Raw genomic sequence first — 15,797 nt, forward strand, 5'->3', positions numbered from 1 at the left:
CCAACACATCCATAAAATGTGTTCCGTAACCAACACATCTGCCAATTTTGATGATTGAAACAGAACTTGATTCCACTTTATAATCGAGTTGTCAATAATAAACAACAGGTTGTTTATTATTATAACAAAAAACCAGGGAGGATAAAATATGTTCAAAAACAAACTGTTATTAGTTTCACCGATTATCGCATTGGCCGTTATTTTTATATTTTCGCTAACATTATTTCCATCCGTTCAACCTCAACCTAAAAATTTGCCCATTGCCATCGTAAATGAGGATGTAGGAGTGGAAATTCCGAATCAACCAGAAATGAATATGGGTAAAACCATCGTTGAAACAATGGAAAAAAACTCAAAGGCAACAACAGATGAAGACCCTGTCGTAAAATGGGAGGAAGTAAAAACTGCAGAGGAAGCACAAAAAGGAATGGATGATCAAAAATATTATGCGGCATTAGTCATTCCGAAAGATTTCAGTGCTAAACAGGCATCATTAAGGACACCAGCACCTTCTTCACCTGAGGTTCAAATATATATCAATCAAGGAATGAATACAGCTGCCGCAACGATGGCGGGGCAAATATTGAACGGTATAGTTGACAATTTGAATAATAATATTCGTTCACAATTACTTGATGGTTTTGAGAAGCAAGGAGCAACATTAACAGCAAAGCAAGCTGCAAGTCTTGCAACGCCTATTACAAAAAAAGTCACTAATGTGAACGAAATTGGTACGAATAGTGCAAATGGAAATTCTCCTATTTCCTTATTTCAACCATTATGGATAGCAAGCTTGGCAAGTGCTGCTATTATCTTTATGGCTGTTAGTAAATTATCCATTACAAATCGAAAAGAGAACCTAACCGTAAAGATCGGACAAATAGGAATGGGAGCAATTGTCGCCCTTGTCGTTGGATTTGTTTTACCTTTGCTGGCAGATGGGATGGTAGGACTTCATATTCCACATTATACGGAAACAGCTTTATTCCTTTCGATTACTTCTTTTAGTTTTTTCCTAATGATATTAGCTGTACTTTCGTTGTTTGGGATTAGAAGTATTGCTGTATTTGCCTTATTGTTATTCTTTGGGGCACCATTGCTCGCAATGGCTCCAGAAATGATGTCTCCATTTTATCGAGAGTGGATTTACTCATGGTTGCCAATGCGATTTATGATACAAGGTCTACGAGAGCTGTTCTTCTTTGGAAAAGGATTAACGTGGAGTTCCCCTGTATCTACCCTTGTTTGGATTGGAATAGTCAGCATTGGCATTATACTACTGTCAGCTTTTAAACTGAATCCAGTAAAAGTGAACACGCAAAACGAAAGAGTGGAGGGCTAACGACTGTTTTTTAAGGAGAAAAAGATAAGTGTAATTTTCTGTTTTTAGGGAATTAGAATTACAACCAAACTTATTTTTAAATATGGGCTTGTAGACCTGGTTATTTAACCAGCCACAAAAAGAAATATATCATAGGCTAAGTCTAACATGACGTTTTTTAAATGAGGGGAATAGGTATGCACCCGTATTGGTATGCGAATTCAAAGGGAAACTGGCAGCTATATAATAACCAATTTTCAAGACCACCATTATATTCTTATCCCCAAATACCCAAACTTGGAGGATTAAATGGTCATGGGATTCACAAGGGTTGGAGTGGTCGAATCTATCCTACTGTGGGGAATAGCCCCGGGTATTTAAAGGGTTTTGAACGGATAGAAGAGACTGTTAATTGGACTTCTCCCTCCGACCAAATGGGTTTGACAGCACAAGAGCCTACTTCCAGTTGGATCACACCGGCTGACAATAATAGCTTTACACCCCATGGACACAACGGGAATTCGATGCCGCAGGTTAATCATGATGATTGGGAGTCACATGAACAGCCTATCAATTTGCCAGAGCTTCCCGGACATTCGGATTTAATGTCTCAAGGGCACAACGGGAATTTGATGCCGACAGTCAATCAAGATGATTGGGAGTCAAATGAGCAGCCGGCCAACTGGCCACAGCTTCCTGAACATCCGGGTTTCATGTCTCAAGGACACAACGGAAAATGGTTGCAACCGGTCGACCATGACGATTGGGAGTCGCAAGAGCAGCCAGCCAACTGGCCGCAGCTTCCCAAACATCCGGGTTTACCGCCTCAAGGACAGCCTCTGGGTTGGCCTTCATCAGCCGGCCAAATGGGATTCAATCCCCAAAAGCAGTACTTTCCTTGGGCGCAACCAATCAATCATGCGGGGATGTTCGCACAAGGTCATCCCGGCGCATTTCTGCCGCCGTTCGCCAATCCTTTTGGTTTTGGCGCCAGTGGACAGCAGGCGAACTGGGGCGGTTTTGGAAATCCTGCAGGCTGGGGGGGACAGGTAAATCCGATGGGCTGGGGTGGTCCTGGGGCCTTAATGGGATGGGGGAATAACAAAGGTAATGGCCAGCCGGGAATACTTGGAGGCTTACTTAAAATGGGAAAAGGCACCATGGGTGGAATAGGAATTATTAGCAGTCTAATCGGCGTGGGAAAGTTCCTATTTTAGTGAACTAGGTTGAGGTAAAGAGCCCGTGGCTCAGACATTTCAATGAAAGCGAACTTCTTAAGAAGTTTAAATTCATGAAAGAAATCTATTAACGAATGATTGTTCTGTCTGTCTCAGGGAGGCCATGGGGACGGTTTTTGTGGCCAGAATATCCTCACTAAAAACGGTCCCTGTGGCAAATCTTTACTGACCCAATGTTCCTGTTACTTGGTTAGCTTGTAGCCTTTGTTTTTTTGCTTTCCGGAAATGGAATAATTCATAAAATGTTGGGATGATAATCAGCGTCAAAAGGGTAGACACGATGAGTCCAAAAATGACGACCACAGCGAGACCCTTTGAAACAATATTTAAACTCATTGCCGATTCATGTGTAACCAGAAGCGGTACCATGGCAAATACAGTGGCAAGTGCTGTCATAAGGATCGGCCTTAGACGTACAGTTCCTGCTTCCATAATCGCTTCCCGAATGGTCATTGTTTCTTCATTGTGACGGATTCGGTCAACCAGCACAATGGCATTGGTTACCACAATCCCAACGAGCATCAGCATTCCGATACCAGAAGAAATATTGATGCTTGAGCCCGTAATTACAAGTCCTAACAGTGAACCGATCGCTGCAAGCGGCAATGTGATCAAGATGGCAATGCTTGCTCGGAACGACTTTAATGTCACGAGCAAAATCATAAACACGATTCCGATTGATAACATAGACAATTTAGCGAGTTCCCCTAATTGATCGGAGGACTGCATGGAGGAACCGGTAAGTTCTGCACTAGTACCCTTGGCAAATGTTTCATCTTTGTTCCAAGTTAGTAGCTCCTGCTGAATTTTTCCGGTAACGTCTACCATTTTGTCCGGATTTACTTGAGCCGTTACCTGTAGATAATGATGGCCGTCTTTTGTAAAGATGGTCCCTAGCTCATTGCTTTCTTCCACCTTCGCAATGCTTGATAAAGCAACAGGTCCATCTGGCGTCATTAGCTGCAGATTTTTTAAATCGTCCACCGTTTGAATCTCTTTTAGTGCTCCTAATTGTACGGCGGTGGTCCGTCCATCAATCTTAATATTTCCAATCACAGCAGGCTTTATCATCGCATAAATAGATTGGGCGACTTCCTGCGCATTTGATAATTTGGAATCCACCTGAATGCTAATGGTTGGTTTAGTATTTTGATCGTTACTTTCTACTTTTTCAACACCATTTATGCTGCTTATATCTTTCTTAACCCTATCAGCTGCTTTTTTGATGTCGTCGTCGTTCTTTCCGATAACATCAATGGAAACAGTCGTCGTATTGGATCCGAGCAAACCTGCTGTCTCAGCCGTCAGCTCCGCGTTTGAAAACTGGTCTTTTGTTTTTCGGATGTCTTTTACAAATTTGGCAGAATCGATTCCTTCTTTAGGAAAAATCATAAATCGTACTACGTTTGCCTCTTGCAGGTTGCCGTATTGTGCTGCATCCTCATTGACACCTGCCACCGTAATATGGGTTTTTACCCCTTCTTTTTCCGAAAGAATGCCCTCCATTTTCGCTACACCGTCTTTTATTTCGCTAAATGGCGTTCCGTTATCATAGCGAAGACCGATGGCTATATAGGCGGAATCTTGTTGATCGACAGAACCTTTTGGCATGCTTATAAATAAGCCGACGGACCCAACTACAACGAGAACCGCTATCGTGATAGGAAGCCATTTATGATTAAGTGACCATTTCAATAAAGAAGGGTAGAATGCTTTGGGCTTGTGTTCCTTCATCTTTACCTTTTTCATCATACGAGCGCTGAGTGCTGGGACCACTGTCAGTGAAACAAGCAGGGAAGATAATAAGGAACAAGTGATCGTAATCGCAAACGGAGCAACTAGATCTCTTAATCCTCCCGAAACAATCAGCATTGGCAGGAATACTGCTACTGTTGTGAGAGTGGATGACGTGATCGCTGATCCCACCTCTTTTACTGATTCTATAAGAAAGGCTGGGGTTAATTCATTATTTTGCCTTCTTCGGTAAATATTCTCCACTACAACAATACTGTCATCCACTAGCCGTCCGACTGATACGGCAATTCCTCCGAGCGTGAGGATGTTTAAGGTAACGCCAAAGAAGGAAAGTAGAATCATCGTTATGAAAAGGGATAATGGAATACTAATAATCGTGATCAGGGTCATTCGGAAACTGCGAAGAAATAACCAGATGATAAGGGTGGCAAATAATGCTCCGGTTAATACTTCTCTTGTCATTGAATTGATGGAATCAAGAACGGTATTCGCTAAATTCATTACGATTGTTGCTTGTAAGGTTCCTTTGTAATCCTTGTTGATTTTTTTTACTGCGTCTTCTACCTGTTTTCCAAGGGTTACGGCATTGGAGGTGGAATCCTTTTGAATCACGACGTCGACAAAGCTCTTCCCATTCAAATGGGTGATGCTTTCGGTATCTTCCTGCATGCTAATATCAGCAATATCCTGTAGTTTTGTCTTACTGTTTAACTGGATGTTTTTAAGTTCATCAAGCGTTTCTAATTTTCCTGTTACGATTATGCTTGTTGCTTCGTTTTTAATCGTTTGTTCACCCACCGCAACGGAAGCTGATTTCCCTTGAAGGAGCGTGTATAGCTTATCAAGCGGGAAATTTGCTGCTGCTAATTTATTTGGGTCAACTTTAATCATCACTTGTTGATTTCTTCCGCCATTGGTGATGACATTGCCGACACCTTTTAGGTCTTTGAACATCGGCATAATCTCATTTTCTACGATATTTAGTTCTTGATTGCCAATTTCCTTATCAAAGGTGAGACCTAATTCAACAATCGGAATTTCAGAAGTGTTGAGATTGATTACATATGGGTTCATGACCCCATTTGGTAGCTTGACCATTGAAATTCTTTCTTCAATTTGCTGTTTAGCTTCTTTTACATCAATTTTCGTTTCAAATGTGACGGTCAACTGGCTAAAATTATTTCCTGTTTGTGCAACGACACTTTGTTTTCCTCTGACACCGTTTAACGCCTTTTCAATTGGCTGTGTTACTTGTTCATCCATGCTTACGGCATCCATACCATTTCCAACTGTTGAAATGGTTATGTATGGCTGGTCGGCAGACGGCATCAGCTCCATTGGAATCGTGGTGTAACTAAAAATGCCAAAAATCATAGAGGCAATTACAGCGAAAACCAGTGCCGCTTTGTTCCGTAATGCCCATTTCGTAAACCAAGTCATAAAACACTCTCCTAGTTCTAAAGTCATAAAAACAGGTAAATTATACCTTTATTAGGTTAAAACTACCAGTACTTTTTTCTTAATTTTACAAAAATTTAATATAGATAAAACAAAAACACCAACCTGGGGATGGTGTTATACAAAATTCATACTACACGGTTACTTTTTTTGCTATTAAATGATTGTTAGAGCGGATTTTTCCATATCGTTTATTTTTAGAAACAATTTTTAAAAAAGAGCAGCGAAAAAAATTCACATTGCATACCCAGCAAAAAAAAATCCAAACTAACAAAGCGAGTGCAATTACGAATGAAATGTGGTAAAGGTGGTGTGAAAATGTCTAATAAGAAGAATAAGCAACTAAGGAACAATCCAGCAATGCCAAAAACAGATGTGGAATTTGCACAGGAAGGACTTGAAAAAGTAGCATTGAAGGCACAGGATAAAAAGAAGAAGTAATCTTTAGCCTTTTCAAAAAAAAGGTGTCTTTTTAAGTTAAGGCTGCAGTACTGCTCTGCTGCCTTTTTCAAATTAAATATTAACTCACTGAGAAAAACATTAGAGGAGGATTATCGAATGAAAGTGACCATTACAAAAAGCGCAGCAGAAGTACTGAACAAAAAAATTGGAGATCAACAGGGTTATCTCAAAATTCAATACGTAACTGAAGGGCTTGCCTGTGGGTCAGGTATACCTACTTTGTTGTTCATCTCATCAAAGGATGAGACTAAAGACGTTCTATTTGAAACATCCTTTCGCCCAGTGATCGTGGAGAAATCACAGATGATTAATTTTGATGAAGATTTAACAATTGATTATTCGGATTCAGTCAATAGTTTTCAGTTAAAAAGCCCACAGCAAATCGTAAATGGAAGAATGTCGTTTATTATGTAAATGAATGGTATGTAAACGGCAAATACCTCCAACCAGTAAGATATCGCGATTAGTGGAAAATTAATCATAGCGCACTCGATCTTCTCCTTCAATGATTAACTCCAATTCTGTTAAAAAGTTGAGTTCAAGCGGTGCGGGTAAGCGGTCAATCATTTCTCTAATTTCGCTAAGATTTTCTGCTTCTTCTATCGTTAATGGCGGTTGTTCTACATGCTGATACCAAAGCTTTAATTCGTCAATAAATTCATAAAAATGCAATTCAAAGCGTTCAGCGTATTCTTCGTTATCAATTTCTGAAGCAGTTTTCATCATTTCCCAATCTTCAAGAGCAATTTCCAATTTCTCTTTCACACGATTTATCACATCTTCACTCCTTGGTTTTGGTATCATTTGGTCTTCATTCATAAAATATTAATTGAAAAGTCCGACATCCTAAGAGCTTATCATACTACCCGTATCTTTTCACGTTAAAAAATAAAGATGTTGCCTGTCACGACCAGGATTTTGTCGATTTTATCAACATTTTTCGGGTCGTGACTAGGTACTGGTGTCCTTTTGTTGTTTTTTGAGGAACTATAACAATTTTCTCAACATTCAGGGCAGGAAATTTAAAAGAAAGCCCGAAATATATACTACTCAAGGGATTAACCTAAATTACTAAATCCTTTTCAAATTACTATTCGAAGGGAGAATAGAATCAAATGAAACTAAAGGATAGCATTCAGTATTACGGTTGTTCAGAAGTAGGGGATCGGTTTATATACCAAGCCTTTCATACTGGCTTTTCTGATTATATTATTAAAATGGATATTTCTGAGGATGTATTCCTCGCAAGGTTCTTTGGTCCAGAAGGGAATGGGAGAGAGAACTCCTTTATTGCCTTTGATCAGGATGAACCGGTAGGGGTCATTCTAGGTGGGATGAAGATTTATGAAGGCATCCAAACGATGAGATGCGGAACATTAGCGGTTCATCCAGATTACAGAGGAAAGGGAATCAGCCAGAGGCTGTTTGAACTTCACAAAGAAGAGGCAGTGAAGCACGGCTGTAAGCAGCTATTTCTTGAAGTGATTGTCGGCAATGATCGGGCGATCCGTTTTTATGAAAAGCTTGGATATGAGAAAATCTATGATCTTGTCTACTATACGCATGAAGATTTTTCACTCATGGTAAAACCTCACTCGGAGTTCCTCATTAATCGAATCAATTTTGAAGAGTTCAAGCAAGCGGCGGGTAAATGGGACTATCATATTAATTGGCAGAATGATCTCGATTATATCGAAAAAACAAGTAATACCTATTTTTATAGCGCCATGACGGAAAGCCGCATGGCAGGATGTTTAGCCATTTCAAAAGCCGGAACGATCCATTTTTTAATGGTGGATAAGAAGGATAGAGGGAAGGGGGCAGGTACACAGCTTTTGCAAACGGCCGTTCAAGAGCACAACCTCTCCAGAATGTCCGTAGGTTTGCCCAATAACAGCCTGCTCGAGGGATTTTTAAAAAAGAAAGGTTTTAAAAAGGGAGACCTGAAACAATTTGAGATGTACTTACTCCTTTAATAAGGAAAAACTTCGGTTGAAGGTAAAGGGGGCTGTTTTGATCAATCTGAACCAATCAAGTTTCGGCTAATAATAGATTACCGTAAGTTGGTTAAAGGTACTATTAGAAAAGCAAACAAGCAGGAGCGGATTCACCGCTCCTTTTGTGTATTTCCTTCAAATATTACAATTTAGTGAATTTCATAGAAAAGTATTTTTTAATTACACGAGATTGCTATAAAAATGCATGTAAACCTTTTCGTAAATCTTCAATAAATCTTCGTGTTTCACATTGCCATCACTTTTTTCCTATCCTAACAGTATTTTAAATTTATAATCCTTTTTCCGAACAAACAATCCTGACATTGATTATCTATGTTTCGGCCCTTAAGGGGGTGATAGTTGTTTACAACTTTTCATGGTAATCCCATCACAAAATCTATCCTTCTTTGAGCATCGCTCACCTAGCCTATCAAATAATCATCAATGGATGGTAAAATAGGTTTCATTATTTGGATCTAATGCTGCTGTTTTGGATACCACTATATCTGATAGCGCCCGTTTTATAATCGAGAGAAGTTGTTTGTAATTTATGGAGTTTTAAGGTTTACGGAGAAAAGATAAATGTTTACAATGGATAGAAATAAATAGGCTAATATAGTTTTTTAACGAATGGAGGTGTTTCATGTGGAGGGAAAAATAGATAAAATTCTGACTGAGCTTCAGTATACAAATAAGCGATTAGGAAATTTGGAAACAGGCCAAGTAGATTTATCTAGCGGACAAGATGTAATGAAAACTCAAATTGGAAGTCTTGAAAAAGGCCAAAGGTTATTAACTATTGATATTGCGGAAGTAAAATCAGGTCTGAAGGATGTAGCTATTGAGATGGCAGTGGTAAAATCAACCTTGAATGAATTGAAAACTGGCCAGAATGAATTGCGTTCAGATGTGGGAGAATTGAAGACGGGACAGAATGAATTGCGTTCAGATGTAGCAGAATTAAGAACTGGCCAGAATGAACTTTCAGGTCGTATCGGTAATTTGGAAACTGGTCAACAAGAAATAAAAGACCTAATCAAACATACGACGACTTTAATGACCGAGAGTTTTACCTATATACGGAGAGACATGAAAACATTAGCTTTTGATGTCAATTCTGATGTGGAACTTCTTTTTAAAGAAGTGGCGGAGGTAAAACGAAAGGTCAACAAACTTGAACAAAAATAATCACTATATCAATTAATAGCGGATGCTCCTGTGAAATATAGGAACCTCTAAAGACGTATGACAAGAAAAGGCGCAAAGCACTTGATTATCGGCTTGTCTTGATACATCGAGCAATGGTGCCTGAAGCTGGACAATTCTCAAAGTCAAAATTTATACTTTCTTCATAAAAAAGTGGGAGGGGTTTGAACCCCTACTCCCACATATCTTCCATTAACCGATTAATTTGTTTTCTTCGTTCTTGAGTTCCCTGCACATCAACAGAAATATGCTCGCCATCCACCACAAGGATATCGCCTACTTTTGCGCCACTGGGAAGACGGTTCATTCTTATATCGACAAACGTGCCATCTTCTTTTTCACAAACGACTTGATCTCCTTCAAATCGATCAATGATTAGCTTCACTTTGCTCACTCCTTATTGGGGAATAAAAGATGTTTGTGTTTGATATTCTTTCCCATCTGCTTGAACCGTAATATCGATCAGCACTTCAAAACCGGCTGCGGCTCGGCTGATTTTAACCGGTAAGGTAGTTCCAACAGTCCCGGTATACGTTGTGTCCTTGCTCTTATAATGAAAAACAGCTGTAAACGGTGCACCTGACATACCGGCTACATCTAAATGAATCGTTCCGTATTGGCCAGGCGTGGGATTATCCACACTTGCTTTTATAGACGTATCGGTACCTTGACTCGTTGCAGTCTGTGGTGTCACTGTAGGTGCGACAGTCGCATTGTTTTTCACCGTATCCTGTTCGATTTTTGCTGGATCCGTATTAAACGTGATGGTTGATCCATCACTTGTCGCAATAATCGTTCCTTGTTCATCCGTTCTGAAAACTTGAATGTGTTGTGCCTGCATCTTTTGCAGCGTTTCAACGGTTGGATGACCATATTGATTGTCTTTTCCTGCCGAAACAATCGCATATTTCGGTTGCACCTTCGTTAAGAAGGCTTCACTCGTCGATGTATTCGCTCCATGATGGCCTAATTTCAGCACATCTGCCTGAAGGTTTGCACCTGAAGCAATCATATCCTGCTCAGCTTTGACCGTTGCATCTCCAGTAAATAGGAAACGATTTTCCCCATTCGTGACTTTTAATACAGCACTGGAAGAATTCAGATCCTCACCGTAGCTGGTAACAGGCCCAACAAACTCCGCATCCACACCTGCTAACGCCAATGATACACCGGCTTTCGCTTCCTTCAGTTTTAATCCTTCATTTTTAACAGCTATGACGAAATCTTCAAATGTTTTCGTGGTATGCGTAACCTTAGGCATATAAACCGATTTGACGTCGAAATTTTGCAGGACGGTATCCAATCCACCAATATGGTCAGCATCAGGGTGTGTCGCGATCATAACCTCTAGATCATCAACATGGTATTTCTTCAGATAGGCAACGACATCATCACCTCGATCGTTGTTCCCGCCGTCAATTAATATGTCATCGCCATTGGATGTTTTAATATAAATACTGTCACCTTGTCCCACATCTAAATAATAAACCTGCATTGTTCCGGTAGCGGAGGCATTTGTCTGTTCCGCTTGGTCAGTGGTTTCATTTTTGACTTCCTCACTCGTCACTTTCGCTGGCGTTTTGTCCGTGGTCGCAGCTGTTTTCGTTGGCTCTGGCGTACTCTGACAGGCAGCTAAAGAGCTGGCGAGAAGGATACTGCTTATTATGCTGAATAACCTTTTTTTCACTTGATTACCCCTTATTCATTAATCTTTTCAATAATGTCTAGTATGTTGAACTAGTATTTATAAGTTTACTATATTTATTATAGTACTTTTTTTCGAATAAGGGCGAAGGAATGAATGGAAAATCACGATTAATATGGGAAAGATTCATCTTTATTTCGCTAATGAGGATAAAATAGTGTTCGAAATGTTGTAAAAAGAAAAGAAGGTGGATTCACCTTCCAAATACGATTTGATTATCAAGTTTCAACTACGCTGAATTGTAGAGGTTGAAAAGTTTTTGACCATCTTTTGAAGGTTGCGATGACCCTCTCTTAATTTAATCGTTTCATCGATAATTTTTTGGAATCCTTCCAAATCTCTATCACTTGCATTTAATAAAGACTTCGGTAGACCTTCGACGATTTGTTGTAGGGTTAGCTCCATACTCAGGGGTCATGACCACCTTTCAACTTATTCGTTAGACATCTGTTCCGTTTTCTTTACTATTTTATAGCGGGATGATTTTTTCCTGCCTGCATAGAATAAAACTTATCTACAGTAATCTCCATATTTTATAAAAAACAGTAAAAAACCTCCTTTTTCGGACAAATTAAGACGGTAAATCAATAGATGCTTCTCTTATTTGTAGAAAAATATTGCGTGAAACCCTCTTTCCTAAGGCAAATATAGTATTTGTCAAAACTAACTTTGATGAAAAAGGGTAGATCAAATATTTACAGAATTTAATTAATGAGAAGTAAAATTTAAATAGGAGGCGTTTATTATGGCTGCAACCCAGGCAATTCTACAATGGACTTTCATCTCTGAATGTCCGATTCCAAATGATGTGAATGAACTATTAGTGGGTGGAGAAGAAGCGATTGCTGCTTATAAAACTATCCGTGATAGTGCTATCTTTACTAATAAGAGATTAATTGTAAGGGATGCTCAAGGTTTAACAGGGAAGAAGGTTGAGATTTATTCGTTGCCATATTCATCAATCAATATGTGGTCAACGGAGAATGCGGGTAGTTTCTTTGATGTAAATGCAGAGGTTGAATTATGGACAAGGGCAGGCCACATTAAAGTAAATCTTAAAAAAGGTGTGGATATTCGTAAGTTTGATAAACTAATTGCAAATGCACTCCTTTAATTGGGCAATGACTGAAAAGGGTCGCCTGCCTTATTCCTTAGCAGACGACCCTTTTAATTAAATCTTTTTCCTTTTCATAAAAGAAATAACTGCATTAGAAGTGTCTTGTCCAAAACTGGTATCAAAGCAAGATTGAGAGCCGTATTGCCTTTTATAAAAGTCCAACCATTTGCAGACCATGGAGAATCCCGTTGTCATCAACCGATTTTGTCACAAATTTTGCGACCTTCTTTACCTCTTCCTCGCCATTTCCCATCGCTACACTATTTGTTATGGTCGCCAGCATTTGCAAATCATTCAGCCCATCACCAAAAGCAAATTGGCGTTCCGCAGGAAATCCTAATTTTTCTATTAATTTTTCAATTCCTATAGCTTTTGAGCCCCCCTTTGGAAGAATATCGACGGAAACTGGATGCCATCGGATAAAATCAAAGTCATGAAACTCCTGTTCATATTGGCTCTCTTCTCCTTCAGGACAGAACAGAAGAGTTTGATACAATTCACGGCCTTTATAATATTTGGGATCGTGTGTTGGAAATTGCCTGATATTTAATGTCCCAATGCTTTCAGTAATATAAGCATGTTCCGGAACATTTGCTTTCATGTCCTCGTGGTCCATAAACACAACAGGATGGTTATTCGTAAGCGCCGCTTCTGTCAATTTTTCAAGAGAAGGGATATTTAATGGGTTCGTATGTATCACTTCGCCGTTTAACACGACGTACTGGCCATTATAACTAACATAAGTATGAATATCCAATTCCTTTCGTAAATCTTCGAACATAAATGGGGCACGCCCTGTTGCGATTGCGACTATATGTCCCAGTTCCTTCAGCTTATAAATGGCTTCTTTTGTGGAAGATGGCAATTCTTTATTAGAATCGAGCAAAGTACCGTCTATATCGAAAAAAATTACGCTCTGGTTTGTCATGTTCATTCCTGCCTTTTAGAAAAATTTGTTTGTTGTCTGTCATATTCCCGCTAATTTTTTTGCAATGCAAGTAAGAATTTCCTCTGCCTTCTTTAACTTAGTGTACATTATGAAAACCATTTCATGTCAAATCCCTGAATAGGTAGAGTATTCTTTACCTATCGTTTTAAAAATAATCAAAATAGAAGAACAATAGACAAGGTCACATTCATAAACTATTGTAACAATTCGTGAGGGTGATTCATATGAGAAACAGAAGGGCGATACAAGCCCAACCTATAATCGGGCAAGCTTGGACCGGAAAACATGTTGTCTTGCTTCACTGTACAAACAATAATCAGTTCCTCAATCTTTATAAAAGTTACCACGCTCCGATTGAGCCGCCCCGTCACAATTGTGCGGAAACATTATCTCAATTACTAAGCATTGGTTATCGCATAATGGCCATTACTCCAGTATCCTCTAATCAAATTCAATACTTTTTGGTACTTTGATTTAAGCCAAAAAACCTTGAGCGATTTAGCGGTTCGAGGATTTAAACTTTTGGTTATCATATTTATAATATTTCGGTGCCTGACCCCCAGTAGGGTAAGGTTATTAGCGAAGTGAGGGTCAGGCACCGCCTTCATTATCATTCTAATAGCAAGGCCAACACTCCCCGAACCTAATAGTGCTAATGTAAGGGTTAACTAAACTGAAAAAACTTGCTATTTTGAAAAGGGACTTTCTAGAAAAAAAGTATGATATTGTAGAAAGGTAATGGATAGTCCATTTTTACTACATTTAAAAAAAGGGAGAAGAGATGCTTGATAAATTTTTTGAGAAAATAGGGAATTATATTTACTTTCGCTATGTTTTTTTTATACTTTTATCATTAAGTTTAGTTCTCAGCATTGTTTTTCCTCATAATGATAATTTTGCATTGTTTATGGTTGCTGTAAGTTTTTTAGGCATTGGCTTTCATAATAAACCTGTTTTTTTGGTCTGCTTCACTGTTTTAGTGGTTTATCTTAGGTTTCAATTCGTACCAAAGGCAGAAGAGAGTGTCTTTTTAACTTATTTGGTGACTTATTTTTTAGTTACTTTAACTTCAGCGGGTATGACGCTATATATCCAAAAAGTGAAAAAGGACAGTTTAGATTTAACAAAAACCCTTGTTAATGCTTTGGAATCCAGGGATACATATACATCTGACCATTCCGACAATGTATCAAGATATGCTGTGCAAATAGCCGAAAAGATGAATCTTTCTAAAGACCTGTGCAATATCATTCGTACAGGGGGATTATTGCACGATATTGGAAAGATTGGTATTCCTGAACACATTTTGACCAAGCCTGGGAGATTAACTTCTAAAGAATATACTATTATAAAGACCCATCCAGAAATTGGATATGAAATACTTAAACATGTTGATGGTTTGAAGAAAAATGGTGTTTTGGATATTGTTTTGTATCACCACGAAAGATTTGATGGTACAGGCTATCCGAAAGGATTAAAAGGCAGCGAAATTCCATTGGTTGCTCGGATCGTTGGAGTTGCTGATGCGTTTGATGCGATGATTTCCAAACGTGTTTATAGAAATGGATTGGATTTGAATTTTGCAATTAATGAGATTCGCCGAAATAAGGGGATACAGTTTGATCCTGAAGTAGCAGATGCGTTCCTTCGTTTATTTAAAGAAGAGAATATAAAAGTGGAGCGCACGGCTATAAACTTAGTTGAATCACATAAAAAAACAAAAACGATATAAAAACCGCTTTTCAGCGTTGTTAACAAAATGAGAAAAGAAAACTCTTTTCCCATTTATTTTTTTATAGGATTAACTCTTTTTCATGAAGTTGGTGAATGACCCCTCCTTAGCACCAAGATACAAACGGTTCTGGTAAACTTCATGAATTCAATGTGCCCACTTTTTATGAGACAAAAGCTATTAAAAAGTAGCTAAAAGTGTGAAATAAATAGAGAAGAGTATTAAAAATATTGTAGCTAAAACGTTCATCTGCATTAATGATAGGGGAGTGTAGACAAAATGAAGCAAAATATATTTCATTCATTGGAGGGTAAAAATGTCTCCTTTAAGGAACTAAGCACAACCGACGCAGAAGAAATCCATCAGTATGCATCAGATAAAGAGGTCTCACGTTTTATCGGCTGGAGATTAATGAACAGTTTGCAAGATACTAGGGAACATATTGAAACAATGGTTCAACGTGAGGCGGAAGGTACGCATTTATATGCATCCATTGTTCAAAAATCAACAAGGGAAATTATCGGGACAGCGATGATATTCAATTTTGATCATGAAGCAAACAAAGCAGAAATTGGCTATGTTTTTCATCAAGACCATTGGGGTAAAGGATATGGTACTGAGTGTGTGTCGTTGATGAGTGTTTTCGCATTTGAATCCCTTAACCTGCACAAACTCTATGCTAGTGTAGTGGATGCAAATGTTGGTTCTGCAAGGATCCTCGTAAAGAATGGCTTTGAATTAGAAGGAGAATTAAGGGATCACTATTTTATTGAAGAAACCTATTTTAACGCAATGCTTTTCGGAAAAATTCAAACCAAAAAATAACAAAAGATGAAAGACAATGATTCCTACGCAAT

At 38.7% G+C, this 15,797-nt stretch carries 13 protein-coding genes and 1 pseudogene; 9 read left to right on the forward strand and 5 right to left on the reverse strand.

The features are described 5' to 3' along the window. Positions 1-148 precede the first annotated feature (148 nt). The gene (locus tag BABA_RS03580; RefSeq protein WP_007083767.1) at positions 149-1,342 is read left to right on the forward strand and encodes a YhgE/Pip domain-containing protein; all 1,194 of its coding nucleotides are present in this window, start codon (positions 149-151) and stop codon (positions 1,340-1,342) included. 794 nt (positions 1,343-2,136) lie between these two features. Further along, positions 2,137-2,538: pseudogene (locus BABA_RS28585) on the forward strand (hypothetical protein); the annotation flags it as partial. A 183-nt stretch (positions 2,539-2,721) separates the two neighbouring features. Here the strand turns inward: BABA_RS28585 and BABA_RS03590 are convergent. Further along, entirely contained in the window at positions 2,722-5,754 is a 3,033-nt protein-coding gene (locus BABA_RS03590) for an efflux RND transporter permease subunit (RefSeq protein ID WP_007083769.1), read from the reverse strand. Positions 5,755-6,090: 336 nt separating this feature from the next. Here BABA_RS03590 and BABA_RS28255 point away from each other — a divergent pair, with 336 nt between their 5' ends. Both BABA_RS28255 and BABA_RS03595 read left to right on the forward strand, forming a co-directional pair. Further along, positions 6,091-6,213 (forward strand): hypothetical protein, encoded by a 123-nt coding sequence (locus tag BABA_RS28255; RefSeq protein ID WP_268870138.1) that lies wholly within the window; start codon positions 6,091-6,093, stop codon positions 6,211-6,213. Between the two features lie 117 nt (positions 6,214-6,330). Continuing rightward, positions 6,331-6,648, forward strand: a complete 318-nt coding sequence (locus BABA_RS03595) for an iron-sulfur cluster biosynthesis family protein (RefSeq protein WP_007083770.1) — start codon at positions 6,331-6,333, stop codon at positions 6,646-6,648. Positions 6,649-6,708: 60 nt separating this feature from the next. On the opposite strand, the gene BABA_RS03600 is transcribed toward BABA_RS03595, so the two are convergent. Further along, complete coding sequence (locus BABA_RS03600) at positions 6,709-7,011, reverse strand: hypothetical protein (RefSeq protein WP_007083771.1); 303 nt, start codon at positions 7,009-7,011, stop codon at positions 6,709-6,711. Positions 7,012-7,349: 338 nt separating this feature from the next. Between BABA_RS03600 and BABA_RS03605 the strand changes: the two genes are divergently transcribed. Together BABA_RS03605 and BABA_RS03610 are read left to right on the forward strand one after the other, a co-directional pair. Continuing rightward, positions 7,350-8,210 carry a GNAT family N-acetyltransferase gene (locus BABA_RS03605; RefSeq protein ID WP_007083772.1) on the forward strand — a complete coding sequence of 287 codons (861 nt, stop codon included), beginning with the start codon at positions 7,350-7,352 and terminating at the stop codon, positions 8,208-8,210. Positions 8,211-8,876: 666 nt separating this feature from the next. Further along, positions 8,877-9,419 (forward strand): hypothetical protein, encoded by a 543-nt coding sequence (locus BABA_RS03610; protein ID WP_007083773.1) that lies wholly within the window; start codon positions 8,877-8,879, stop codon positions 9,417-9,419. Between the two features lie 190 nt (positions 9,420-9,609). Here BABA_RS03610 and BABA_RS03615 read toward each other — a convergent pair whose 3' ends face one another. Together BABA_RS03615 and BABA_RS03620 are read right to left on the reverse strand one after the other, a co-directional pair. Continuing rightward, entirely contained in the window at positions 9,610-9,822 is a 213-nt protein-coding gene (locus BABA_RS03615) for a DUF3006 domain-containing protein (RefSeq protein ID WP_007083774.1), read from the reverse strand. Positions 9,823-9,834: 12 nt separating this feature from the next. After that, complete coding sequence (locus tag BABA_RS03620; RefSeq protein WP_007083775.1) at positions 9,835-11,124, reverse strand: ComEC/Rec2 family competence protein; 1,290 nt, start codon at positions 11,122-11,124, stop codon at positions 9,835-9,837. 763 nt (positions 11,125-11,887) lie between these two features. Between BABA_RS03620 and BABA_RS03630 the strand changes: the two genes are divergently transcribed. After that, the gene (locus BABA_RS03630; RefSeq protein ID WP_007083776.1) at positions 11,888-12,256 is read left to right on the forward strand and encodes a PH domain-containing protein; all 369 of its coding nucleotides are present in this window, start codon (positions 11,888-11,890) and stop codon (positions 12,254-12,256) included. Positions 12,257-12,407: 151 nt separating this feature from the next. On the opposite strand, the gene BABA_RS03635 is transcribed toward BABA_RS03630, so the two are convergent. Then, positions 12,408-13,187 (reverse strand): Cof-type HAD-IIB family hydrolase, encoded by a 780-nt coding sequence (locus tag BABA_RS03635; protein ID WP_007083777.1) that lies wholly within the window; start codon positions 13,185-13,187, stop codon positions 12,408-12,410. A gap of 802 nt (positions 13,188-13,989) precedes the next feature. Between BABA_RS03635 and BABA_RS25935 the strand changes: the two genes are divergently transcribed. Together BABA_RS25935 and BABA_RS03645 are read left to right on the forward strand one after the other, a co-directional pair. After that, the gene (locus BABA_RS25935; RefSeq protein WP_007083779.1) at positions 13,990-14,940 is read left to right on the forward strand and encodes an HD-GYP domain-containing protein; all 951 of its coding nucleotides are present in this window, start codon (positions 13,990-13,992) and stop codon (positions 14,938-14,940) included. 279 nt (positions 14,941-15,219) lie between these two features. Next, positions 15,220-15,765, forward strand: coding sequence for a GNAT family N-acetyltransferase (locus BABA_RS03645; RefSeq protein ID WP_007083780.1), 546 nt, complete (start codon positions 15,220-15,222; stop codon positions 15,763-15,765). Positions 15,766-15,797 lie beyond the last annotated feature (32 nt).

It is taken from the genome of Neobacillus bataviensis LMG 21833 (assembly GCF_000307875.1).
Classification (GTDB): Bacteria; Bacillota; Bacilli; order Bacillales; family Cytobacillaceae; genus Neobacillus; species Neobacillus bataviensis.